We start from the raw sequence: 23,488 nt of genomic DNA, 5'->3' as shown, positions 1-23,488 counted from the left end.
AGGGGCTTCATGCGTATCGCATTTTTCGTCAATTCCATCGAAACCGAGGGGCCGAACTACGCGACCGGCCTGCTTGCCATGGCGGCACTCAATCGCGGCCATGAGGTGGTCTATCTGACACCAGGGGATTTTACCCTGCGCGCGGATGACAGCCTCACCATCCATGCCACCGTATTGCCGAAGACAAAATACAAGAAATCGGAAGGCTTCCATGCCGCCCTTCAGGACAAGGCGCTGGAGCGGCGCACCATGGATGTGGAGGAAATCGATGCGCTGATGCTGCGCAACGACCCCTCGCTCGACCAGACAACGCGGCCGTGGGCGGTGCATGCCGGCATCCTGTTCGGGCGGCTTGCAGAACAGCGCGGCGTCGTGGTGCTGAATGATCCCGAAGGCTTGGCGCTGGCGCAAAACAAGCTCTATTTCCAGAGCTTTCCTGAAATCGTCCGCCCCACCACGATCATCTCGCGCAATGTCGATGAAATACGCGCCTTTGCCGATGGCCACCCCAAGGGCGTCATCGTCAAGCCGCTGCAGGGTTCCGGCGGTAAGAACGTCTTCAAGATCGGCTCCAGCAAGGAGGCCAATCTCAACCAGATTTTCGAGGCGGTCAGCCTTGAGGGTTATCTGATCGCGCAGGCCTATCTGCCGGCTGCGAAGGATGGTGATATCCGCTTCTTCATGATGAATGGCCGGCCGCTGATGCGTGACGGCAAATATGCCGCCCTTCGCCGCGTGCCGGCCAAGGGCGACTTGCGCTCCAACATCCATGCCAAAGGCACCGCCGAGGCGGTGAAGGTGACGGATGAAATCGTGGCGCTTGCCGAGATGGTGCGGCCGAAGCTTGTGGAGGACGGCATGTTCCTCGTCGGGCTCGACATTGTCGGTGACAAGATACTGGAAGTGAACGTGTTTTCGCCGGGCGGCCTTTCCAATATCCGCGATCTCACCGAGATGGATTTCAGCGACACGATCATCGAGGCCGTGGAAACCAAGATCAGCATGCAGAGCGCGTCCGGCGGCACCATCTCCAACCGCCTGCTGGCGACGCTGTGAGCTTATTCCCGTAATTCGGCCGGGTGCATCTCGCGATACCAGGCGACGAGGGCCCTGATGCCCTCCTCGACCGGGGTTTGCGGCACGTAGCCGGTCAGGGCCTTCAAAAGATCAGGCGAGGCGAAGGTGCGGGGCACATCGCCCTGCTGCATCGGCAGCATGTTGCGGATAGCCGGCCTGCCGACCGCCTTTTCCACCGTTTCGACAAAGCGCATCAGCTCCACCGGCTGGCCGCCGCCGATATTGACGATGCGGAACGGCGCATGGTGCGAGAGCGTGTCGGTGACACCTTCCTGCGTGACCCGGTTTTCCTCGGAAGGGATGACCGTGCTCAGCCGGACGATGCCTTCGACCAGATCGTCGATATAGGTGAAATCGCGGCTCATATTACCTTGCCCGTAAATATCGATCGCTCTGCCGTTGGAGACGGCGTCGACGAATTTGATCGGCGCCATGTCCGGCCGTCCCCACGGGCCATAGACCGTGAAGAAACGGAAGGCGGTGGTGGGCAGCTTGTGCAGATGGGCATAGCTGTGCGCCATCAGCTCCATCGATTTTTTGGTGGCCGCATAGAGCGTCATCGGCTCGTCGGCCTTGTCGCTCTCCGCGAAGGGGATTTTCTCGTTGGCGCCGTAGATGGAGGAGGTCGATGCCAGCATCAGGTGCTTGACATCAAGGCTTCTGGCGAGCTCCAGCATGTTGAACGAGCCGATGAGATTGGAATCGATATAGGCGCGCGGATTTTCAAGGCTGTAACGAACACCCGCCTGGGCTGCGAGGTGGATGATGATCTCAGGCTCGGCGGCCTCTGCCGCTCGCTTCAGCGCATCCGTATCTTCCAGCATGCCGATCTCGGCCCGGAAGCCGTTGGAGCGGGAAAGAATGGCGTGGCGTTTTTCCTTGAGACTGACATCGTAATATTTCGTCATGCCGTCGAAGCCGGTCACGAAATGGCCGGCGTCCAGCAGCCGTTTCGCAACGTAAAAGCCGATGAAGCCAGCCGTACCGGTAATCAGATAACGCATGATGATTATATCCCGAATCCGTTGGTGCGTTTTCGGTCTGACCGAAGCGCAGAAAACCTTTTAATGAAATTGAGAAAACGAAACCTCTATGCGCCTTCGTGCGGACGACCGACTGCGGCATAGATGAAGCCATGCGCGGCGACTTCATCCGTGCGGTAGATATTGCGCAGGTCCACCAGAACAGGGCTTTTCATTATCGCCTTCAGGCGCGGCAGGTCGAGCGCGCGGAACTGGTTCCATTCCGTCACGATCACCACGGCGTCGGCGTCTTCCGCTGCCTCGTAAGGGCCGTCCGCATAGTCGATGTCTTCCATCAGGTGGCGGGCATTCGCCATGCCTTCCGGATCGTAACCGACCACTTTCGCGCCGCCATCCTGCAGGGTCTGGATGATGGCGATTGCCGGGCTGTCGCGCATGTCGTCGGTATTCGGCTTGAAGGTGAGGCCAAGCACGGCGATCTTCTTGCCGCGCACATCACCGCCCATCGCGTTGATGACCTTGCGGCCCATGGCGCGCTTGCGGTTGTCGTTGATGGCGATGGTGGTCTCGATCAGCCGCACCGGGGCGTCATAGTCCTGTGCGGTCTTGGCGAGCGCCAGCGTGTCCTTGGGAAAACAGGAGCCGCCATAACCGGGGCCGGCATGCAGGAATTTCGGGCCGATACGGCCATCGAGCCCGATGCCGCGCGAGACATCCTGCACATTGGCGCCGACCTTTTCGCACAGATCAGCCATCTCGTTGATGAAGGTGATCTTCATCGCCAGAAAAGCGTTGGCGGCATATTTGATGAGTTCGGACGCACGTCTGGTGGTGAAGAGCAGCGGCGACTGGTTGAGATAAAGCGGGCGGTAAACCTCGGTCATGACGGGGCGGGCGCGCTCATCCGAAAGGCCGACGACGATGCGGTCCGGCCGCTTGAAATCCTCAATGGCGGCACCTTCGCGCAGGAATTCCGGGTTGGAGACCACGGCGAAATCGGCCGAGGGGTTTTCCTCGTGGATGATGCGTTCCACCTCGTCACCGGTGCCGACGGGAACGGTGGATTTGGTGACGATGACGGTAAATCCGTCGAGTGCATGGGCGATCTCTTTCGCCGCCGCATAGACATAACCGAGATCGGCATGGCCATCGCCGCGCCGCGAGGGGGTGCCGACCGCGATGAAGACGACCTCGGCATTGGCGACCGCGGCGGAAAGATCCGTCGTGAAGCTCAATCGGCCAGCCTTGGCATTGTTGGCGACGATGACATCGAGACCCGGCTCGAAGATCGGGATATGGCCGTTTTTCAGAGCTTCGATCTTCTCCGGCATCTTGTCGACGCAGACCACGTCATGGCCGAAATCTGCAAAACACGCGCCGGACACGAGGCCGACATAACCCGAACCGATCATCACAATCCGCATTCTTTTTCCTTTCGGTTAGCAAGGTCATGTTAACGCAGCGGCACCGGCCGGGGAAATCGGCGGGTGAAAAATTCCATGACATACTTAGCCGCCTTCATGCCCGTCGCCAAGCGCCACCATCAACACCGGCTAACCTCTTTCCATGACGGTGATGTGATGGCCGCGGCGGGACAAATTTGCCGCACCTTGCAGCCGATTGCATCAATGCGGTGCGATCGCGCATTTTTGCCTGTTTTGCGGCTTGCACTCATAGGTAGCCGGGTCTAGCCATAGGGTGAGGATCAAATCTGCCAGACTGTCTGTCCCTTAAAGGGGCGTCCGGGTCGCGTTCCACGCGGCCGGGGGAAGCTTTGCCTTGCGGTCGGTGTTCGGGGACGTTCAAATGCAAAAGGGTTTTCTGCTCGGCCTGTTCGCTTATGCGACCTTTTCCTTGGGCGATGCCACCATCAAGTCGCTTGGATCGCAGATCAGCGTTTTCGAAATCGGCTTCTTCAGCATCCTCTTTTCCGGCATCTTCATCTTCTTCAGCAAGCCGCGCGAGGAAAGATGGCGTGAATTCTGGCGCATGAGCCGGCCTTTCGCCGTGCATGGCCGGGCCATTTCCGGCCTCTTCGCCGGTATGTTAGGCATCTATGCCTTCACCACCATTCCGCTGGCGGAAGCCTATGCGCTGATCTTCCTGTCACCGCTCTTCGTGACCGTCCTTTCCGCCGTCGTGCTGAAGGAGAATATCGGCCCCTGGCGCTGGGCGGCGGTTCTGGCCGGCATCGTCGGTGTCATCCTCGTCGTGCGGCCGGGCTTCAAGACGCTGGAACTTGGGCATATCGCCGCCATCGGCGTCGCCTTCCTGGCGGCCATGACCATCGTGCTTTTGCGCTCACTTGCGGGCAAGGAAAAGCGGACTTCGATCATGGGCGTGCTGTTGATCTATGGCCTCACCTTCAACGGTATTGCCTCCATCCCCGATTTCGTCATGCCCGATCTGCACCAGCTTCTGGCCTTCGCCTTCATCGGGCTTTGCACGGCAACGGGGCAGGTCACCCTTCTGGTCGCAACCCGTATCGCGCCGGCGAGCCAGATTGCGCCGTCGCATTATTCGCAAATCCTCTGGGCCGTGGCGATCGGCATGGCCTTCTTCCACGAATATCCTGACGCCATGGCGGTGCTGGGATTGAGCGTCATCGCCGCGTCGGGGCTGCTCACGATGATCCGCGAAAAGGTGAGGCTGGGCACCGTGCGCTGGAACCCGTTTTTCCGCAATCGCCTTTGAGTCCATCCGCCGATCGGAAACAGTGCGTCAACCGAAGCGCGGCTTGTGAAGCGGTGGTGACCCGGCCCATAAGGCTTTCATCTTTAGATGAACGGGGAGCCGCAAATGCTCGTGGATGGAAAATGGACCGCTGACTGGCATCCGGTGCAGGCGACCGACAAGAAAGGCGGCTTTGTCCGCCAGACCTCGGGCTTCCGCAACTGGGTGACACCTGACGGTTCGGCTGGACCAACGGGTGAGGGCGGTTTTGCCGCCGAGCCCGGCCGCTATCATCTTTACGTCGCGCTGATTTGCCCCTGGGCATCGCGCACGCTGATTGGCCGGAAGTTGAAGAAGCTGGAAGAGGTGATTTCGGTCTCCGTTGTCGAGCCCGCCCTTTCCGACGAGGGCTGGAAATTCGGCGACTATCCGGGCTCGGATCGCGATACGCTCAACGGCTTTACCTATATGCATGAGGTCTATACCAGCGCGGATCCGCACTATACCGGTCGCGCCACCGTGCCCGTGCTCTGGGACAAAAAGACGAAAACCATCGTCAACAACGAATCCGCCGATATTCTGCGCATGCTGAATTCCGGTTTCGGCGCTCTGGCCGACAATGGCGTGGACCTGTATCCGGAAGCGCTGCGCGATGAGATCGATGCTCTCAACGACCACATCTATCCGCGGCTCAACAACGGCGTTTACAGAACCGGTTTTGCCACCACGCAGGTCGCTTATGAAGAAGCCTTCGCCGACGTGTTCGCGACGCTTCAGGAGCTTGAAAGCCGCCTCGTCTCAGGCGGGCCTTTCCTTTTCGGCGATCTCCTGACCGAAACGGATGTCCGGCTTTTTGTGACGCTGGTGCGTTTCGATGCCGCCTATTACGGCCTGTTCAAATGCAATCTCCGCCGCATCGCCGATTATCCCGCCCTGCAGGCCTATATGATGCGGGTGCTGAACGTTCCGGGCGTGCGTGACACGGTCAATATCGACCATATCAAGCGCGGTTATTATTCCATCAAGGCGCTCAACCCGACCCGCATCGTGCCTGTCGGTCCTGATCTTCCGGGGCTGGATGACGTTTCGCTGTGAGGTGAACGGATAACGGACTAAACCGGCTTGCCGACCTGATCGAGAAGCCAGGCCTGAAAGGCGCGGGCCAGCGCATTGTCCTGCCGTCCTTCCGGCAGGGCCACGTAATAGCTCTTGTCGGTCTGCAGCGGGATGTCGAAGACGATTTCGAGGCGGCCGGAGGCGATCTCCGCTTCGATGAGATATTTCGGCAGAAGGGCAAAACCGATGCCGCTCGCCGCAGCCTCGATGATCATTGAGAACTGGTCGAAACGGCTGCCCTGATAGGCATTCTCCGCCGTCACCCCGTTCATCTCCAGCCATTCCGTCCATAGTTTCGGTCGCGTCGTCACATGCAGGAGCGGTTGCCCGGTCAGACCCTGCGGCTGGCTCACGCCGGTGCGGCGCAGCAGGGCGGGGCTCGCGACCGGCACGATCACCTCATTGCATAAAAATGTGCAGGTGCCATGGGCCCAGACCGGCTGGCCATAATGAATGGCGAGATCGAACCCTTCCTCGTCGAAATCGAAGGGGTGCGATCGTGAGCCGATCGTGATCGTCATATCAGGATTGGTCTCGATGAAGCGGGAGAGGCGCGGCATCAGCCAGCGGCTGCCGAATGTCGGCAGTGTCGCGACCGAAAGCGATGCCTGCGATGTTCCTGCCGAAACCGCGCGCACCATCAGCTGCTCGGATTGCTGCAGGAGGCGCCGCACATCGGGCAGGAATTTGCGCCCCGCCTCTGAAAGCACGACCCGCCTGCGGATGCGCTCGAACAGCTGCATTCCCGTCTGCGCTTCGAGTTCGCCGATCTGCCGGCTCACCGCGCTCTGCGTGAGGTTGAGTTCTTCCGCAGCACGCGTAAAATTGCCGTGCCGTGCCGCGCATTCGAACGCCTGCAGGGTAACGATGTCAGGGACCAGTCTTCTGCGCGGATCCATTCCATTCTCGCATCAACTTACCCGCTTTCCTCATTGGAAAAGGGTCATTATGGCCATATATGATTACGGGAAAGAATGGAACGGTGCAAAACGCCAGTTTCAAAGAACGAATGACAAATTCGGGGAAAGACGAGTGACGGGAGTTGAAAGCGCCGTATCAAAACGGCCTTTCCTCCCCTTTCAGCCAAAAGGACGATGGACATGGATGCGACCACGAAGCTCGACGTGAAACAGGAAGCCGCGGCCCTGCTCGACAGGATGGGCGTTGCCCGCGATCTCTATACCGGCGGCGATATGGCCTCCTTCAGCCCGGTGACCGGTGAACAGGTCGCGAGCCTCAAGACCATTTCGGTCGAAGGTGTCGCCGCCGTGGTCGACAGGGCCGATGCCGCCTTCAAGGTATGGCGCAATGTACCGGCGCCCCGCCGTGGCGAACTGATCCGGCTGCTCGGCGAAGAGCTGCGGGCCTTCAAGGCCGATCTCGGACGTCTCGTCTCGCTGGAAGCAGGCAAGGTTCCCTCCGAAGGTCTCGGCGAAGTGCAGGAAATGATCGATATCTGCGATTTCGCGGTCGGCCTTTCCCGCCAGCTTTATGGCCTCACCATCGCCACCGAACGCCCCGGCCACCGGATGATGGAAACCTGGCATCCGCTCGGCGTCGTCGGCGTCATCTCCGCCTTCAATTTCCCGGTCGCGGTGTGGTCGTGGAATGCGGCACTCGCCATCGTCTGCGGCAACTCGGTTGTCTGGAAGCCTTCGGAAAAGACGCCGCTCACGGCGCTGGCCGTTCAGGGCATCTTCGAACGCGCCGCCGCCCGTTTCGGTGATGCGCCGGAAGGCCTGTCCCAGCTGCTGATCGGCGACCGCGCCGTGGGTGAGGCATTGGTGGACAATCCCAAGGTGCCGCTCGTCTCGGCCACCGGCTCCACCCGCATGGGCCGCGATGTCGGCCCGCGTCTGGCGAAACGCTTCGCCCGCGCCATTCTGGAGCTTGGCGGCAACAATGCCGGCATCGTCTGCCCGTCCGCCGATCTCGACATGGCGCTGCGCGCCATCGCCTTCGGCGCCATGGGTACGGCCGGCCAGCGCTGCACCACGCTTCGCCGTCTCTTCGTGCATGACAGCGTTTATGACCAGCTCGTGCCGCGTCTGAAAAAGGCCTATGCCTCCGTTTCTGTCGGCAACCCGCTGGAAACCTCCGCACTCGTCGGCCCGCTGGTCGACAAGGCGGCTTTCGACGGCATGCAGAAGGCCCTCGAAGCGGCGAAAGCCCATGATGGCGTGGTAAATGGCGGCGGCCGTGTGGATACGGGTGCGCCGGATGCCTATTACGTCAAGCCGGCGCTTGTCGAAATGCCGAAGCAGGCGGGACCGGTGCTGGAAGAAACCTTCGCGCCGATCCTCTATGTCATGAAATACAGCGATCTCGACCAGGCGATTGACGACCATAACGCCGTCGCGGCTGGTCTTTCCTCATCGATCTTCACCCGCGATATGCAGGAATCGGAACGGTTCCTGTCGTCGGAAGGCTCCGATTGCGGCATTGCCAATGTCAATATCGGCACCTCGGGTGCGGAAATCGGTGGCGCCTTCGGCGGTGAGAAGGAAACCGGCGGCGGCCGTGAATCCGGTTCGGATGCGTGGAAGGCCTATATGCGCCGCGCCACCAACACCATCAACTACTCCAAGGCGCTGCCGCTGGCGCAGGGCGTTTCCTTCGATATCGAATAATCGCCTCGGCGATAGAAAAATTGATCCATCGTGCCGGCGCGGCGTCATCCGCGCCGGCATTTCTATTTGATGGGTCAGACGAGGGTGCCCGAGACGATTTGCGGAAAAGACGCATTTGCGCGGAATTTTATTCCCGCAATATCGCTCATATTGAATTATCGTCTCTCTATCGTTTTACTGGAAAACCCTAGCATTGCTCCATATCGTGAACCGGCCAGAGGGGCTGGTGACAAGGAGATGAAATGCCAGCCATCACCCGCCGTGCGCTTTCCGCCAGCCTTTTTGTTGCCGCCGCATTCTCCGTCCTGCCGCTGCAGGCGCAGGCGGCGGAAGAGCTGAAGATCGGTTATCAGAAAACCGGCCTGCCGGTTATCGCCCGGCAGCAGGGCGTCATTGAAAAGGCGCTCGAGGCCAAGGGCGTGAAGGTTTCCTGGGTCGAATTCACCGCAGGCCCGCCGCTGGTGGAGGCTTTGAATGTCGGCTCAATCAATGTCGGCTGGACCGGCGATGCGCCGCCGATCTTCGGGCAGGCGGCGGGTTCGGCCATCGTTTATGTCGCGGCTCTTCCCTCTAACGGCAAGGGCGAGGCGATCTTCACCAAGCCTGAAAGCGGCATCAAGTCGGTCGCCGATTTGAAGGGCAGGAAGGTCGGCGTCGGCAAAGGCACCAGCGCCCACAATCTGCTGGTCGCGGCGCTGGAGAAGAACGGCCTGAAATTCAGCGATATCGAGGTGGTCTATCTCAGCCCCGCCGATGCCGCGGCCGCTTTCGCCAGCGACAAGATCGACGCCTGGGCCGTTTGGGATCCCTTCTACGCGATCGCCGAAACCCGCTACAAGCCGGTGACGCTTGCCCGCACCAGCGATGTGCTTGCGGTCAGCACCTATTTCCTCGCCAATCGTGATTATGCGAAATCCCATGCGGACACCATCAACACCACCATTGATGCGCTGGGCGAGGCGGCGAAATGGTCCGCCGCCAATCGCGACAAGGTTGCTGCCGCCCTGCATGAGGTGACGGGTGTTCCGCTGGAGGCGCAGACGCTGGCCGCGAACCGCTCGGAATTCGGCATTACCAAGATCGATGACAAGATCGTCGCCAGCCAGCAGGAAACCGCCGACCGCTTTTATCGTCTTGGCCTGATCCCGAAACAGATCAGCATCAAGGATGCCGTCTGGTCGGGCGCGACCAACTGAGCCGGAGGAAGCGCCGTGAGCACCGGAAAGCGTATCGAGATTGGCGGCATCACAGGCTGGCTGCTCCCCGCACTCATTCTTGCAGGCTGGGAGGCGGCGGCGCGCGCCGGTCTGATTTCCGCCAATGTGCTTCCGGCCCCTTCCGCTGTCGCGGAAGCCTTCTGGCGGCTTTTGCTCTCGGGTGAGCTTGTCGCCAATATCGGCGTCAGTTCCGCCCGCGCACTCGCCGGTTTCGCCATCGGCGGTTCCATCGGCTTCATTTTCGGGCTGGCCAACGGCCTCTCCAAATTCTCCCGCAGCTTCACCGATACGACGCTGCAGATGATCCGCAACATTCCGCATCTGGCGCTCATTCCGCTCGTCATCCTGTGGTTCGGCATCGATGAGGAGGCGAAGCTCTTTCTCGTTGCGCTGGGAGTGTTTTTCCCGATCTACATCAACACGCTGCTGGGCATTCAGGGTGTCGATCCACAATTAGTGGAGATGGGCCGTACCTATGGCATGTCGCCCTTTACGCTTTTCCGGCGAGTCATTCTGCCCGGCGCGCTGCCCGCCATCTTCACCGGCCTGCGTTATGCGCTCGGTATCATGTGGCTGACGCTTATCGTGGCGGAAACCATCTCTTCCTCCTCCGGCCTCGGCTACATGGCCATGCAGGCGCGCGAGTTCCTGCTGATCGATGTCGTCGTGCTGTCGATCCTCATCTATGCGCTTCTCGGCAAGCTGGCCGACAGTTTCGCCCGCTTCCTCGAAAGCATCTTCCTGCAATGGCATCCAGCCTTCAAGAAAGTCTGAGGTAACCCATGTCGACCGGTAATGTGACGACGCTGAGACGCCCCGATGCCCGGCCACCCATTCCGCCTGAAACGGAGGCGAAGACCGAACACCGCACGAAATCGACCGATGGCAAGGTCGCCTTCAGCTTCCGCAACGTCACGAAGAGCTTTGGTGACAAGCCGGTTCTGCGCGGCATCGATCTCGATGTGCGGGAAGGCGAGTTTCTGGCCGTCATCGGCAAAAGCGGCTGCGGCAAGAGCACGCTCCTGCGTATTCTGGCCGGTCTCGACACGCCGACGACCGGAACCGTCTCGAAAGACCCATCGAGCCGCACCCGTATGATGTTTCAGGAGCCGCGTCTTCTGCCGTGGGAGCGTATCGCGAATAACGTGTCCGTGGGGCTGACCGGCATCGCCAAAGGAGAGGCGGCAAAGGAGCAGGCCCTTGCCATTCTCGATGAGGTGGGCCTGAAGGACCGGGCGGGCGAATGGCCCTATGTGCTCTCGGGCGGCCAGAAGCAGCGCGTGGCGCTGGCGCGCGCTCTTGTCGCCCATCCGCAGATCCTGGCGCTGGATGAGCCGCTTGGCGCGCTCGATGCACTTACCCGCATCGAAATGCAGCTTCTGCTGGAGCGCATCTGGCGCAAGCAGAAATTCACCGCCGTCCTCGTCACCCATGATGTTTCCGAGGCCGTTGCTCTCGCGGATCGCATCGTCGTCATCGATGAGGGGCGCATCGCGCTCGATCTCGATGTGAAACTGCCGCGCCCGCGCCGCCACGGCACGGCGGAATTTGCGAGACTGGAAGAGCAGGTTCTGAACCAGCTCTTCGGCCGTGGTGATGTCAGCTGATAAAGGATGAACCGGCAGGGCCGAAGGCCCCGCCGGACAATATCATCAGCCAATGCTCATCAGGCTGGCATTGCCGCCGGCGGCTGTGGTGTTGACGCTGACGGAGACTTCTTCGACCAGCCAGTCGAGATTATAGGGCTGGCTTTCACTGGTAAGCGCTTCCGTTGTCGCGGCCTGAACGAGAACCAGCGGGCCGGGCAGGGCGGCAATCTTTTTGTTGACCGCCACGATACGCTCCGCATCGCCCTCGACCAGTGCGCCGGCGAAGGGACCGGACTTTGCCCAGTCATCCGCCCAGACAATCCGTGAGGTCACGGTTGCGGGCAGTCCGTAAATGGATTTTTCCAGTCCCGACGCATTGTCGATGACAACCGAGTTACCCGTGGAAAGCGCCGCGGCAAGCTGGCGGTAGAGCCCCTGTTCAGTTGCCGGCACCAGCAGGATTTTGCCGCGTGGATGCAGCGCATAGACGTTGCGTTCGCCGACAGGACCCGCCAGCTCGGTTTCGAAGCCAAGGCCGGAAAGTGCTGCCGCCTGCCGTGCGGCTTCGGCCGCGACGGTTTCGCCGTTTTCGTCCAGCCAGCGGGCGAGATCGACGGCTGCCTGATCCTGCTGGCTCGCAACGCGGTCGATCCTCGGCGCTTCCTGCGTCATGCGGCCGAGATAGAGCGGGCCGCCAGCCTTGGGACCGGTACCGGAAAGGCCGCGTCCGCCAAAGGGCTGTACGCCGACCACCGCGCCGATGATGTTGCGGTTCACATAAAGATTGCCGGCCGCGACACGCGACAGGACGTGCTGGATCGTATCGTCAAGACGCGTATGCAGGCCGAAGGTCAGGCCATAGCCGGTGGCGTTGATCTGGTCGATCAGCCGGTCGAGATTGTCGCGCTTGAAGCGGATGACATGCAGCACCGGCCCGAAGACTTCGCGCTTCAGATCGGCCAGCGATTTCATCTCGATGATCGTCGGCGGCACGAAGGTGCCCTTGCCGGTTTCTCCAGCAAGCTCGATCTGTTCGATCCGGTGGCCGAGCCCGCGCATGCCCTCGATGTGCTTTTCGATGATGCCCTTCGCCTCGGCGGTGATGACAGGGCCGACATCGACGGAAAGCCGGTCGGTACGGCCGATGCGCAGCTCATGCAGCGCGCCCTTCAGCATGGTCAGCGTGCGATCCGCCACATCTTCCTGCAGGCAGAGAATGCGCAGCGCCGAGCAGCGCTGGCCGGCGCTGTCGAAGGCAGACGCGATGACATCGGCGACGACCTGCTCGGCAAGCGCCGAGGAATCGACGATCATGGCGTTCTGGCCGCCAGTCTCGGCAATCAGCGGAACCGGCTGGCCATTGGCCAGAACCCGGCCGGCAAGCTGGCCCTGAATGAGCCGTGCCACTTCCGTCGAGCCGGTGAACATCACGCCCGCCGTCAGCGGGGAGCCGACGAGTGCCGCACCCGTTTTGCCGTCGCCCGGCAGAAGCTGCACGGCATCCTGCGGAACGCCGGCCTCATGCAGCAGGCGCACGCCCTGGGCCGCGATCAGCGGCGTTTCTTCGGCGGGCTTCGCCAGAACCGGATTGCCGGCAACCAGCGCCGCCGTGACCTGACCGATGAAGATGGCGAGCGGGAAATTCCAGGGGCTGATACAGACGACCGGACCGAGCGGCATCTCGCCGGTCTTGAAGTTCCTGCGGGCTTCCGCCGCATAATAACGCAGGAAGTCGATGGCCTCGCGCACTTCGGCAATGGCGTTCGGCATGGATTTTCCCGCCTCGCGCATGATGAGGCCGAGCAGGGCGGGCATTTCGGCCTGCATGGCGTCGGCGGCGCGCTCCAGGCAGGCGGCGCGTTCTTCCACCGGGGTGGAAGGCCAGTTCGAGGCTGCTGCCCGCTGCATGGCGGTTTCGACATCGGCCTGCGTCGGTTCTGTCACATGGCCGACGATATCATTGTGGTCGCCGGGATTGAGAACCGGGCGCGTGTTGCCACCTGCCTGTGGCGCTGTGGCTTTCCATTCGGTCGCAGCACCTGCTTTCAGGGTATTGTCCAGTGCAGAGAGCGTCGTTTCACTGGAAAGATCGAGGCCGGCGGAGTTTTTACGTTCCGGGCCGAACAGGTCGGCGGGCGCGGCGATGCGGTCATGCCGTGCGCCGGGAACGGCATAGGCCTTGACCACCGCGACCGGGTCTTCCAGCAGGGAGTCCACTGGTACAGCGGGATCGGCAATGCGGTTGACGAAGGAAGAGTTCGCGCCGTTTTCCAGCAGGCGGCGGACGAGATAGGCCAGCAGCGTCTCATGGGTGCCGACGGGGGCATAAAAACGGCAGGGCCGGTCGAGCTTCTTCTTGCCGACGACTTCGCTGTAAAGCGGTTCGCCCATGCCATGCAGGCACTGGAACTCGTAGTCGCCGAGTTTGAAGTCAGGACCGGCGAGATGGTAGATCGTCGCCATGGACTGCGCGTTATGGGTCGCAAATTGCGGGAAGACCAGATCGCGCGCGGCGAGCAGCTTGCGGGCGCAGGCGATGTAGGAGACGTCAGTGTGGACCTTGCGGGTGAAGACCGGGAAATCTTCCAGCCCTTCCACCTGCGCGCGCTTGATTTCCGCATCCCAGTAAGCGCCCTTGACGAGGCGCACCATGATGCGGCGTCCCGAACGGCGGGCGAGATCAATGATGTAATCCAGAACGAAGGGGCAGCGGCGGCCATAGGCCTGCACGACGAAACCGAGGCCGTTCCAGTCGGCGAGGTCCTTGTCGAGCGCCAGTTCCTCCAGAAGGTCAAGCGACAGTTCCAGCCGGTCGGCTTCCTCCGCGTCGATATTGAGGCCGATATCGTATTTCTTGCTGAGCAGCATCAGCGATTTGACGCGCGGCAAAAGCTCCGCCATCACCCGCTCGGCCTGGGCACGGGCGTAACGCGGATGCAGCGCCGAAAGCTTGATCGAAATGCCTGGCCCGCCATAGATGCCGCGGCCGGCAGACGCCTTGCCGATGGCGTGGATGGCGTTTTCGTAATCCTTGTAATAACGCTCCGCATCCTTCGCGGTGGTCGCGGCTTCGCCCAGCATGTCGTAGGAATATTGGAAGCCCTGTTCTTCCAGCGGCTTCGAACGCTTGATCGCTTCGCCGATCGTCTCCCCGGTCACGAATTGCTCGCCCATCATGCGCATGGCCATGTCGACGCCACGGCGGATGACGGGTTCGCCGGCCCGGGCGATCAGCTTGGTGAGCGCCGCCGAAAGGCCGCTGTCATTGACCGTCGAGGTCAGCTTGCCGGTGATGACGAGCCCCCAGGTTGCGGCATTGACGAAGAGCGAGCGCCCGCCGCCAATATGGGATTTCCAGTCACCGCGCGCGATCTTGTCGCGGATCAGCGCGTCGCGGGTGGCGGTGTCGGGAATGCGCAGCAGCGCTTCGGCAAGGCACATCAGCGCCACGCCCTCATGGCTGGAAAGCGAGTATTCCTGCACCAGCCCCTCGACGCCGGTGCCCTTGGTCTTGGCACGCAATGCCTCGATCAGTTTTCGGGCAGTGTCGCGAATGGCTTTCGCCTCTTCAGCCGTCACCGTTGCCGCGTCGAGCAGTGGCGCAAGGCATTCTTCTTCGGGGCGGCGATAGGCGGCGGTGATTGCCTTGCGTAGCAGGCTCTGCTCGCGCACCGGCGGTGCAAAATTCTGGAAGATACCGTTCGCCATTACACCGGCGTTGCTTGCACCATCGGCCATTCTGAAAATCCTGAAAAAGCTGTTGAAGACAGACCGTCGGCGGCAGCGTGTCCTCCGCCCGCCGCTTGTCATCCTGTCGCAGACAATATCATCATCGCAGAAATTGCTATGGCCCTATTTTCAGGATAAAACAGGCAATATGAACTTTTATTTTTCAGATTTTGCGTGAAATCACATGGCAAACAGTCAGAAAACAGACGGTCTGGACCACTTCGATCTCAAGATTCTCGAGGCGCTAAGCGAGGATGGGCGCATGTCCGTTCTGCAATTGTCGAAAAGGGTCGGCCTTTCCAAGACGCCCTGCCAGACGCGGCTTAAGCGGCTGGTGGATGAGGGCTATATTCTCGGCTTCCGCGCCATGCTCAACCCGGAGAAGCTCGGCGTCGATCACATCGCCTTCGCTGAGGTGAAACTCTCCGATACGCGGGAAAAGGCGCTGGAGGAGTTCAACACGGCGGTGCGCAAGATCAAGGAAGTGGAGGAGTGCCACATGATCGCCGGCGCCTTCGATTATCTTCTGAAGGTGCGCACCAGCGATATCCGCAAATACCGAAGGGTACTCGGTGAGAAGATCTCCAGCCTGCCATCCGTCTCTAACACCTCGACATTCGTGGTCATGCAATCGGTGAAGGAAACCGGCATCTGAAAAGCGGACATAAAAAAACGGGCAGGCGCCTGCCTGCCCGTTTTGCCGTTCAGTTTCCTCAGCGCGCCGTGGCGGCGGCGGTGACCGCGCTCATCTGCGCGTCCGGACCAAACTCGTTTTCGTTTTCGATGCCCAGCAGTTCCTGCAGGCGCAGTCTTGCGCGGCTGACACGGCTCTTGATCGTGCCGACCGGGCAGCCGCAGATTTCGGCGGCTTCCTCATAGGCAAAACCCGAGGCGCCGATCAGCAGGATGGCTTCACGCTGGTCATCCGGCAACTTTGCGAGTGCTGCCCGGAAATCCTGAAGATCCACCGAACCATGCTGTTCGGGCGGGACTGACAGGCGCGAGGTATAGACCCCGTCCGTATCCTGCACCTCACGGCCGGATTTGCGGATCTGGCTATAGAACTCGTTGCGCAGGATCGTCACCAGCCATGCGCGCATGTTGGTGCCCGGCTGGTAGCTGTCCTGTTTGGCCCAGGCCTTCATGATCGTGTCCTGCACGAGGTCGTCAGCACGATCCCTCGAGCGGATGAGCGATATAGCGAATGCCCGCAGGTTTGGCAGCGCCGCCAGCATTTCCCGCTTGAAATTGTATTCTGTCTGCTCTGGCTCTTTCGCCATCATTCCTCCGAAGCCTTGGCTTTGGCTTTATTTTCGGCTTCATCGAGTTTCTCGAGAAGATCGAGGAATTTGTCAGGGATGCCCTCTTCCTGAACGGCATCGTAGAGCTCCCTGAGCTTACGGGAAATCACCGCCCGCCCGGAGTGCGGGACCTGGGGGGCGGCTGGATTGTCCGGAGATTCTTGGTCCGATTGAAATATGTTCATAACGTCCGGTATTCCTTTTGTGTCGTGGCAAATAATGCGCGGTAAAAAAAATAGTTCCGGCGATCCGGAACTATTTTTGCGATGCGCACGTTGCTATCGTGGGTTTGCGCTGCAGACCGCATGAAAGGGGAGAATTCCATGTCAGTTTCTACACGCATCGCACCGCACCTGCCATATCTGCGCAGGTTCGCGCGTGCCGTTTGCGGCTCACAATCAACGGGCGATGCCTATGTTGCGGCAACACTCGAAGCTCTGATCGCCGATATCAGCATTTTTCCGCAGACAAGCGGCGATCGCGTTTCGCTCTATCAATTGTTCGTATCGATCTTTAGTTCCGTCACGATCAATATTAAGACCGATGAAAACCTGTCTGGATGGGAAAAACGCGCCTCGGCCAACCTCTCCGCCGTGCCGGCGCTGGCCCGTCAGGCTTTCCTTTTGACGACTGTTGAAGAATTCACGCCATCGGAAACCGCAGAGGTTCTGAAGGTCTCCGAAGATCAGGTCGGCAAGCTGATCGACGAGGCGGCGTCTGAAATCGCCCGGCAGGTGGCGACCGATATCATGATCATCGAGGACGAGCCTCTGATCGCCATGGATATCGAACAGATGGTCACCGATCTCGGCCACCGTGTCACGGGCATTGCCCGCACCCACACGGAAGCGCTCGAGCTCTTCCATCGCACCCAGCCGAAGATGATCCTCGCCGATATCCAGCTCGCCGATGGCAGCTCCGGTCTCGATGCGATGAAGGACATCCTGCAGATGACCACCCTCCCGGTGATCTTCATCACGGCTTTCCCCGAACGTCTTCTGACGGGCGAGCGGCCGGAGCCGACCTTCCTTGTGACGAAGCCGTTTAATCCGGACATGGTGAAAGCGCTTATCAGCCAAGCCCTGTTTTTCAACGAAAGCTCACGCGTCGCGGCGTGAATTTTGCCGAAACCGCGGACTGACCGGGAACCAGTCTGGTACCCGGGCGTTGGCGGTTACGGTCGTGGGGATGCCCCGCGGCTTTCTGCAAGGAGATGAATTTGCATCGGCTGGCATGGCATAACGCGGAGAGGAACGAAAGCGAACTTCACGACTCGCTCGTCCTCGCCTTGCTCGATTCGGGTGAGACAGTCATGCTGCAGGACTGGAACCGCGACTATATATTCGTGGCCAATCTGCCGGATGTCTGGAAACTTCCGGCAGATTCCCACCCGACAGATGAAAATCTGTTTGGCAACGATCTCTCAGCGCGGCTTGCCGAACTCAAGAAGGACATGCACACGGCGGGCAGCCGCGGCATGCTGGAAGTCAATGCCGGCAATGATCGCGTCTTCCAGTTTCAAGTCCATTCCACCTTCAACCAAACGGACCAGGTGGTGATGAAAACCACCATTCGCGAGGTGACGGCGGAAAGGCGGCGCGAGCAGCTTCTGCGCTCGCTGTTGCGCGAAGTCAGCCACCGCTCCAAGAACCTGCTGGCGATCATCCAGAGCCTCGCCGGCCAGACGGCCCGCTTCAGCCTCACCAAGGATGATTTCCTGCGCAAGTTCCGGGGGCGGCTGCACGCTCTTGCCCAAAGTCAGGATCTCATCACGGATTCGGACTGGCGGGGTGCGCGTATATTCGAGCTGCTGCGCCAGCAATTTGATCTTTACGTGCCGGAATATCCGAACCTCATCCATATGGAAGGGGAGAACCTTCTCCTCAACCCGAATGGTGCGCTCTATATCGGACTTGCCTTCCATGAGCTGGTTGTCAACACCGTCAGCCATAGCGGCAATCTTGCCTACCACCCGCCCATAACCCTGCAATGTCGCCAGGAGGGTGATTTTTATGTCGTCGAATGGAATGAGCCGATGATGCCGTCGAAAGAGCCGGCGGAGGCCCGGCGCGGCAGCTTCGGCAGTGTCGTGCTGGAAAAGGTGGTTCCGTCCGCATTGGGGGGAAGCGCCGAGTATCAGTTGACGCCTGAACGGATCGTCTACCGGCTGAGATTTCCCTCCGGCGACAGCGCGGACGCCTGAAATCCGTCTGTTCCTCGCAGAGCCGGGTCTAACTTCCATTTCGTGAAGATAAAAAACAAAAAGCACGGCCCATGAAAGAGCCGTGCTATTTTTATGACAGGTTTTCAGGGGTGAAACCTGTTTATTTTCAGCCAAGCTTCAGGCGGGGACGGGGGAATTGCTTGGCCTGCAGTAAAAACACGCATGGCTGGATTCGGTTCCCGAAAAATGCGTTTTTTTAACATTACGCAAGATATCAGCCATTTTTCGCTGCTTTTTGCTATCCGTATGGCGGAGACGGCCCGCCAGCGGACGGCCTCAGTGCGTGCCTGTCTGTTCCGATCGTTTTGGCGTGAAATAACGGATCGGCGCTTCCAGAGACCACTCGAAGCCGGATTCGCGATATTCCGTCACCACCTGCCCGCCGAAGGCGCCTTCCGCATGCCTTTTGATGACCGTGGTGCCGAAGCCCTTGCGGCTTGGCTCTCTCGCCGGTGGTCCGCCCGTTTCGGTCCAGACGAGATGGATCATCTGCCGCCCGTCCTTTTCAAGCGACTGCCATCGCACCGTGATTTTTCCTGATGGAACCGACAATGAGCCATATTTGATGGAATTCGTTGTCAGCTCATGGATTACCAGGCCGAAATTCTGCGCCGCCTCCGGAGAGAGCATGAAATCATCTCCCACCAGCATGATGCGCTGCGCCACGGTGCCGAAAACATCGAGGTGGGTCTCGATCAGCTTGCGGATAGGCAGGCCCTGCCATTGAACCTCCGCCAACGCCCGGATCGACATTCCAAGACCGCGCAGGCGGTGATCCACCTCCTTCTGGAATTCCGGAATGCTTTTATTCTCGCGCCCCAATTGCCGTATCATCGCCTGAACCAGCGTCAGAATGTTCTTGGAGCGGTGCACCAGTTCGTGCAGCAGCAATTGCAGCCGCTCTTCCGACTGGCTTCTGTCGAAAGACGCGTTGGAGAGTGCGATGGCGACCTGGTTCGCTTCCTTTATCTTGGTATCGACAGGGGCGACGATTTCGCCTTCGCCGATGCGCTCGGCCATCAGGGTCAGGTCACGAATGGAGCTGCGCAATTGCCGGCCGACCAGATAGGCGCCACCAATGGCGATCAGCACCAGCACAAGGCTGCCGATCATCATCTGTCGCCATGTATCCACCAGCACCGCCTGGCTCGCCGCAAGCGGCCCCCACATCACGGTCCTCCATTGCCAGCCCGGCAATTGGGCATAGGCATAGAGATTACCTTTGCCGTCAAAAAAATTGCCGCTGAAGGCCTGCATTTCCGAGAGTACGTCAGGGTTGACGAAGGGTTTGCCCACTTCCGCCTCATCCTGCGCGCTGGAAACGACGACGCGATTGGTCCCGTCGATAATGGCGACCGCCCAGTTGCGCGGCAGGTTTTCCGTGGGGATCAGCCGGCTGAGGTCGCTGGCATTCTGCGTCAGGATTAGGGCATCCCCGGCCGAATCCAGTTCCGGGCCAAGCGGCAAGGTAACGTTGAACACCCATTCCTTGCTGGTCGAGCCGAAAAACATGTCCGAGACGGTGATGCGACGGGAGTCGACCGCCCTGGCCAGATTGGCTTCCTCCGGCACCTTGCCGAGTGGCTGGCCATAGGGCACCCGGGTGTTGAGACGCTGCTGGCCGTCTTTGGTGGCGAGAATGGCGTAGAGGCCCTCCCGCTTCAGGCTGTCTGCGACGCGTCCCTGAAATGCGGCAAGGTTGCCGTTCTCGAGTTCCGGAAATTGCGACAGGAGATTGAGCGAGGTGGCGATTTCCTGCAGGCGGCGGTCGATGTTGCGGGAGACCACCCGCACATCCTCGATGGTTTCCCGCTGCAGGTCGTCGCGTTTTTCCGCCTCGAGGCGGAGCATCAGATAGCCGCCGAAAAGAATGAGCGGGAGCGTGATGACAGTCGCCATCACCACCAGATAGGTGCCGATGGAGGCGGTGGGGAAAAAATTCGCACTGCGCCGACGCAAAGCCGAGATCATGTCTTTCAGTCTGTCGCCGGGTCGAGGCATACAAAAAACTCCGGCAGTTATGGCATTGTTACGACACGGATAATACCGTGCCATCCCCCTTTAGCAATGCCTGATTTTTACCTTCGGTTGTTGCGGCAGGCCGCAATTGCGTCGGTGTGATTGAAAAAATCGGAACTATTTCAACGACCAACCCGTTTGCCAGACGAACCGGCCGAAAAGCGGACATGAAATTCATCCCCGCCGGCCAGTTGAGAACGATGAAAGGAAGGTACGAAATGGCTAAGAAACTTACGATACTCGTCACCGCCGCCCTGATGGGCACGACGGCTTTCGCGCCGCTGGCCATCGCTCAGGGCACCACCCAGCCTGCGCCGGCAAATCCGAGCGCGCAGACGGAGCCGGCGACCCCTGCCACCCCGATGACGCCTGCAGCTCCCGCGGCCGATGACAGCGCGGCTGCAACGACGGGCGGCGCCTATCTGACCGAACAGGGAGAAACGCAGGTCAGCGCCAACGACTATATCGGCAAGTCGGTCTATACAGCGGCCGATGAAAGCATCGGTAACGTCACCAACCTGATCATGGAAGAAGATGGTGGTCTCGTTGCGGCTGTGATTGGCGTCGGCGGCTTCCTGGGCATCGGCGCAAAGGACGTTGCCGTTCCCATGGACAAGGTAACGATGACGCGTAATGCGCAGGACGGCACGATCCGCCTGACGACGACGGAAACGGCGGAAACGCTGAAGGCCGCTCCCGAATTCAAGACGCTGGAACAGAAGGCCAGCGAAAAGAATGCGGCAGTGCCGGCGGCTCCCGACAGCACGACGACGTCCGCCACCAAGCCCTAATTCCTATACCTGGGAGGCAGGAGCGGGACCGGCTTTCATCAGCCGTCCCGCGGGAGGCACCGGCCAGAAGGCCGGTGTCTTTTTTGTATCTGGTCGCTGATTACTCAGTCCCCGGCATTGCGGGAGGAATGCCACGCCCAGGCGGATTTGATGATGTCGGCCAGGGAATAACGCGGTTCCCAGCCCAGAACTTCTTTCGCCTTGTCATTATTCGCGACAAGCGTCGTGGAATCGCCGTCGCGGCGTCCGGTATATTCAACGGGGAAGGGGCGGCCGGAGACTTCCGAAATCGCCGCCAGCAGTTCCTTCACCGTGGTGCCGGTGCCGGTGCCGAGGTTGAGTTCGACTGTTTCTCCGCCGGCGAGCAGATAATCCACCGCCCGTACATGCGCATCGGCGAGATCGAGAATGTGGATATAGTCGCGCACGCAGGTGCCGTCGCGCGTGTCGTAATCCGTGCCGAACACCTTGAAGCCCTGACGCCGGCCGAGCGCTGCCTCGATGGCAAGCGGGATCGCGTGGGTTTCCGGCTTGTGCCATTCGCCGATGCGGCCTTCGAAATCCGCGCCCGCGGCATTGAAGTAGCGCAGCATGACGGAGCGAAGCCCCTTATAGGTGCTGTAATCCTTCAGCGCCTGCTCCACCACCCATTTGGTGCGGCCATAGGGGTTGATCGGCGCCTGCCGGTGCGTCTCGTCGATCGGCACCTGTTCCGGCAATCCATACGTGGCGCAGGTGGAGGAGAAAACGAATGACGTGACGCCGGCATCAATGGCGGCGGAGAGCAGGTTGAGCGAGCCGATGACATTGTTGTCGTAGAAAGCCACGGGTTGCTTGACCGATTCACCGACTTCGATCAGTGCGGCGAAGTGGAGAACGGCTTCCGGCCGGTGTTTGGCGAAGACCTCGTCCAGCCGCGCCCGGTCGCGAATATCGCCCTGTTCGAAGGGTCCCCAGCGGACGAATTCCTCATGGCCGTTGGACAGATTGTCGAAAACGACAGGTTCATATCCTCGCTCAGACAGGAGAAGGCAGGTGTGCGAACCGATATAGCCGGCACCGCCGACGACAAGGACTTTCTTCTTCATCAATTGCCTTTCAGAAAATTACGGACGCGCCGAGACTCTATGTCACTTTGTTCAAATAAGGGCGGCGTGGCGCAGGATGCCATCAACCAGTCTATCCTTCGCGGGTAACATAAAAAAAACCGCGCATCCATCGTCTGGATGCGCGGTTTGCCTTGCCGTGTCGCCAAGAAATTACTTGGACTTTTTCGTATTGACCCTGGTGGCCAGAAAACCGGCCGCGACAGCCACGGCGAGCGTTGCATAGGGACGCGCCTGGATCGCCAGTGTCAGCAGCGATTGCAGGGCCAGCGGTGCTGCGGCAAGCGGCGCTGCCGTGAAAGGTGCGACTGCAGGCCGTGCGGCATAGACTCTCGGGCGTTTGACGATCGCCAGCGCCACCAGCATGATGACGCCGAGCAGAAATGCCGTGCCGGCGACGACCAGCGCCGCGGGGCCTGCACCCACATGCCGGGCAAGATAGATGGACCCCGCCACCACGGCGGCGATGAAGGCGATCAGAAAGAATATCCCGGTCAGAACCGACAGGATTATGGTCGCGCGCAATCGCCTTGTGACGACGCGCCCTTCGCGCTGGGTCTCCCCCAGATAGACCAGCAATGCCTCAAGCATGAGCGCGGCCTTATCGACGCGTCAGAAGGGCGAGCACGAAACCGACGCCGACGGCGATGCCGAGCGATTGCAGCGGGTTCTTCTGGACGTGGTCGGTCAGATTGTCATTCAGCGTGGAGATTTCGCTGCGGACGCTGTCGGCCATTTCGCCGGACGCGGTCAGCGCGTCATCGGCCACACGGGCTGCCTGCGCCTTTAGCTCGTGCGATGCTCCGACGCCGAGCGCCTTCACGCTCTTGGCAAGATTTGCCAGATCTTCGCGAAGCTGGGCGAGCTGCGCCGCCACATCGGCTGCATCACCGTTTTCGAGGGATTGCTGGATCTTGTCATTCACGTTGCTACGCACGCTTGCCATAGGTGAAGTCCTTCCTGAACATCATTGATGAGAATGACGGTATGTTACAGATTGCCGCCGCTCACGAACCTTCGTTATGGCGGCCGA

21 protein-coding genes are annotated in these 23,488 nt (G+C 60.3%); 11 read left to right on the top strand and 10 right to left on the bottom strand.

What is annotated here, in order from left to right:
- The first annotated feature begins 9 nt into the window (after positions 1–9).
- Positions 10–1,056 carry a glutathione synthase gene (locus AC5I5B_RS24675; RefSeq protein ID WP_003508719.1) on the top strand — a complete coding sequence of 349 codons (1,047 nt, stop codon included), beginning with the start codon at positions 10–12 and terminating at the stop codon, positions 1,054–1,056.
- A 2-nt stretch (positions 1,057–1,058) separates the two neighbouring features.
- Here AC5I5B_RS24675 and AC5I5B_RS24670 read toward each other — a convergent pair whose 3' ends face one another.
- Together AC5I5B_RS24670 and AC5I5B_RS24665 are read right to left on the bottom strand one after the other, a co-directional pair.
- Complete coding sequence (locus AC5I5B_RS24670) at positions 1,059–2,081, bottom strand: NAD-dependent epimerase (RefSeq protein ID WP_495752902.1); 1,023 nt, start codon at positions 2,079–2,081, stop codon at positions 1,059–1,061.
- A gap of 86 nt (positions 2,082–2,167) precedes the next feature.
- Positions 2,168–3,484 carry a UDP-glucose dehydrogenase family protein gene (locus AC5I5B_RS24665; RefSeq protein WP_003508722.1) on the bottom strand — a complete coding sequence of 439 codons (1,317 nt, stop codon included), beginning with the start codon at positions 3,482–3,484 and terminating at the stop codon, positions 2,168–2,170.
- A 382-nt stretch (positions 3,485–3,866) separates the two neighbouring features.
- Here AC5I5B_RS24665 and AC5I5B_RS24660 point away from each other — a divergent pair, with 382 nt between their 5' ends.
- Together AC5I5B_RS24660 and AC5I5B_RS24655 are read left to right on the top strand one after the other, a co-directional pair.
- Positions 3,867–4,754: a DMT family transporter gene (locus AC5I5B_RS24660; RefSeq protein WP_111792998.1), complete on the top strand. Its 888-nt coding sequence runs from the start codon at positions 3,867–3,869 to the stop codon at positions 4,752–4,754.
- Positions 4,755–4,859: 105 nt separating this feature from the next.
- Positions 4,860–5,828 (top strand): glutathione S-transferase family protein, encoded by a 969-nt coding sequence (locus AC5I5B_RS24655; RefSeq protein ID WP_107677726.1) that lies wholly within the window; start codon positions 4,860–4,862, stop codon positions 5,826–5,828.
- Positions 5,829–5,845: 17 nt separating this feature from the next.
- Here AC5I5B_RS24655 and AC5I5B_RS24650 read toward each other — a convergent pair whose 3' ends face one another.
- On the bottom strand, positions 5,846–6,748 hold the full coding sequence (locus tag AC5I5B_RS24650; protein WP_003508730.1) for a LysR family transcriptional regulator: 903 nt from the start codon (positions 6,746–6,748) through the stop codon (positions 5,846–5,848).
- Between the two features lie 201 nt (positions 6,749–6,949).
- Between AC5I5B_RS24650 and amaB the strand changes: the two genes are divergently transcribed.
- From amaB to AC5I5B_RS24630, 4 genes are all read left to right on the top strand, one after another.
- Positions 6,950–8,479 carry an L-piperidine-6-carboxylate dehydrogenase gene (gene amaB / locus AC5I5B_RS24645; RefSeq protein WP_077998595.1) on the top strand — a complete coding sequence of 510 codons (1,530 nt, stop codon included), beginning with the start codon at positions 6,950–6,952 and terminating at the stop codon, positions 8,477–8,479.
- 242 nt (positions 8,480–8,721) lie between these two features.
- A complete protein-coding gene (locus AC5I5B_RS24640) occupies positions 8,722–9,675 on the top strand; it encodes a sulfonate ABC transporter substrate-binding protein (RefSeq protein WP_060727496.1) in 954 nt (317 codons plus the stop codon).
- 15 nt (positions 9,676–9,690) lie between these two features.
- Positions 9,691–10,470, top strand: a complete 780-nt coding sequence (locus AC5I5B_RS24635) for an ABC transporter permease subunit (RefSeq protein WP_020009953.1) — start codon at positions 9,691–9,693, stop codon at positions 10,468–10,470.
- Positions 10,471–10,478: 8 nt separating this feature from the next.
- A complete protein-coding gene (locus AC5I5B_RS24630) occupies positions 10,479–11,303 on the top strand; it encodes an ABC transporter ATP-binding protein (protein ID WP_020009952.1) in 825 nt (274 codons plus the stop codon).
- A gap of 45 nt (positions 11,304–11,348) precedes the next feature.
- On the opposite strand, the gene putA is transcribed toward AC5I5B_RS24630, so the two are convergent.
- Positions 11,349–15,023, bottom strand: coding sequence for a trifunctional transcriptional regulator/proline dehydrogenase/L-glutamate gamma-semialdehyde dehydrogenase (putA, locus tag AC5I5B_RS24625; protein WP_111834555.1), 3,675 nt, complete (start codon positions 15,021–15,023; stop codon positions 11,349–11,351).
- Between the two features lie 175 nt (positions 15,024–15,198).
- On the opposite strand from putA, the gene AC5I5B_RS24620 reads away from it, so the two are divergent.
- Positions 15,199–15,669, top strand: a complete 471-nt coding sequence (locus AC5I5B_RS24620) for an Lrp/AsnC family transcriptional regulator (protein ID WP_003508741.1) — start codon at positions 15,199–15,201, stop codon at positions 15,667–15,669.
- A 58-nt stretch (positions 15,670–15,727) separates the two neighbouring features.
- On the opposite strand, the gene AC5I5B_RS24615 is transcribed toward AC5I5B_RS24620, so the two are convergent.
- Both AC5I5B_RS24615 and AC5I5B_RS24610 read right to left on the bottom strand, forming a co-directional pair.
- Complete coding sequence (locus tag AC5I5B_RS24615; RefSeq protein ID WP_003508744.1) at positions 15,728–16,294, bottom strand: RNA polymerase sigma factor; 567 nt, start codon at positions 16,292–16,294, stop codon at positions 15,728–15,730.
- On the bottom strand, positions 16,294–16,500 hold the full coding sequence (locus AC5I5B_RS24610) for a NepR family anti-sigma factor (RefSeq protein ID WP_003508746.1): 207 nt from the start codon (positions 16,498–16,500) through the stop codon (positions 16,294–16,296). The genes AC5I5B_RS24615 and AC5I5B_RS24610 overlap by 1 nt, the downstream gene beginning before the upstream one ends.
- A gap of 138 nt (positions 16,501–16,638) precedes the next feature.
- On the opposite strand from AC5I5B_RS24610, the gene AC5I5B_RS24605 reads away from it, so the two are divergent.
- Both AC5I5B_RS24605 and AC5I5B_RS24600 read left to right on the top strand, forming a co-directional pair.
- Positions 16,639–17,433 (top strand): response regulator, encoded by a 795-nt coding sequence (locus AC5I5B_RS24605; RefSeq protein ID WP_003508747.1) that lies wholly within the window; start codon positions 16,639–16,641, stop codon positions 17,431–17,433.
- 95 nt (positions 17,434–17,528) lie between these two features.
- Positions 17,529–18,518: a sensor histidine kinase gene (locus AC5I5B_RS24600; protein ID WP_035213313.1), complete on the top strand. Its 990-nt coding sequence runs from the start codon at positions 17,529–17,531 to the stop codon at positions 18,516–18,518.
- A 297-nt stretch (positions 18,519–18,815) separates the two neighbouring features.
- Here the strand turns inward: AC5I5B_RS24600 and AC5I5B_RS24595 are convergent, their stop codons facing one another.
- On the bottom strand, positions 18,816–20,540 hold the full coding sequence (locus tag AC5I5B_RS24595; RefSeq protein WP_003508750.1) for a sensor histidine kinase: 1,725 nt from the start codon (positions 20,538–20,540) through the stop codon (positions 18,816–18,818).
- 236 nt (positions 20,541–20,776) lie between these two features.
- Between AC5I5B_RS24595 and AC5I5B_RS24590 the strand changes: the two genes are divergently transcribed.
- Positions 20,777–21,349, top strand: coding sequence for a PRC-barrel domain-containing protein (locus AC5I5B_RS24590; protein WP_111834553.1), 573 nt, complete (start codon positions 20,777–20,779; stop codon positions 21,347–21,349).
- A gap of 104 nt (positions 21,350–21,453) precedes the next feature.
- Here the strand turns inward: AC5I5B_RS24590 and galE are convergent, their stop codons facing one another.
- From galE to AC5I5B_RS24575, 3 genes are all read right to left on the bottom strand, one after another.
- Positions 21,454–22,437, bottom strand: a complete 984-nt coding sequence (galE, locus tag AC5I5B_RS24585) for a UDP-glucose 4-epimerase GalE (protein ID WP_111797852.1) — start codon at positions 22,435–22,437, stop codon at positions 21,454–21,456.
- A gap of 171 nt (positions 22,438–22,608) precedes the next feature.
- A complete protein-coding gene (locus AC5I5B_RS24580; protein ID WP_020810995.1) occupies positions 22,609–23,046 on the bottom strand; it encodes a hypothetical protein in 438 nt (145 codons plus the stop codon).
- Between the two features lie 10 nt (positions 23,047–23,056).
- Positions 23,057–23,401, bottom strand: coding sequence for an ElaB/YgaM/YqjD family protein (locus tag AC5I5B_RS24575; RefSeq protein WP_003508755.1), 345 nt, complete (start codon positions 23,399–23,401; stop codon positions 23,057–23,059).
- Positions 23,402–23,488 lie beyond the last annotated feature (87 nt).

Source organism: Agrobacterium sp. (assembly GCF_059499945.1).
The sequence above is the reverse complement of the archived record's forward strand: the minus strand, read 5'-3'. Positions and strand labels throughout refer to the sequence as shown.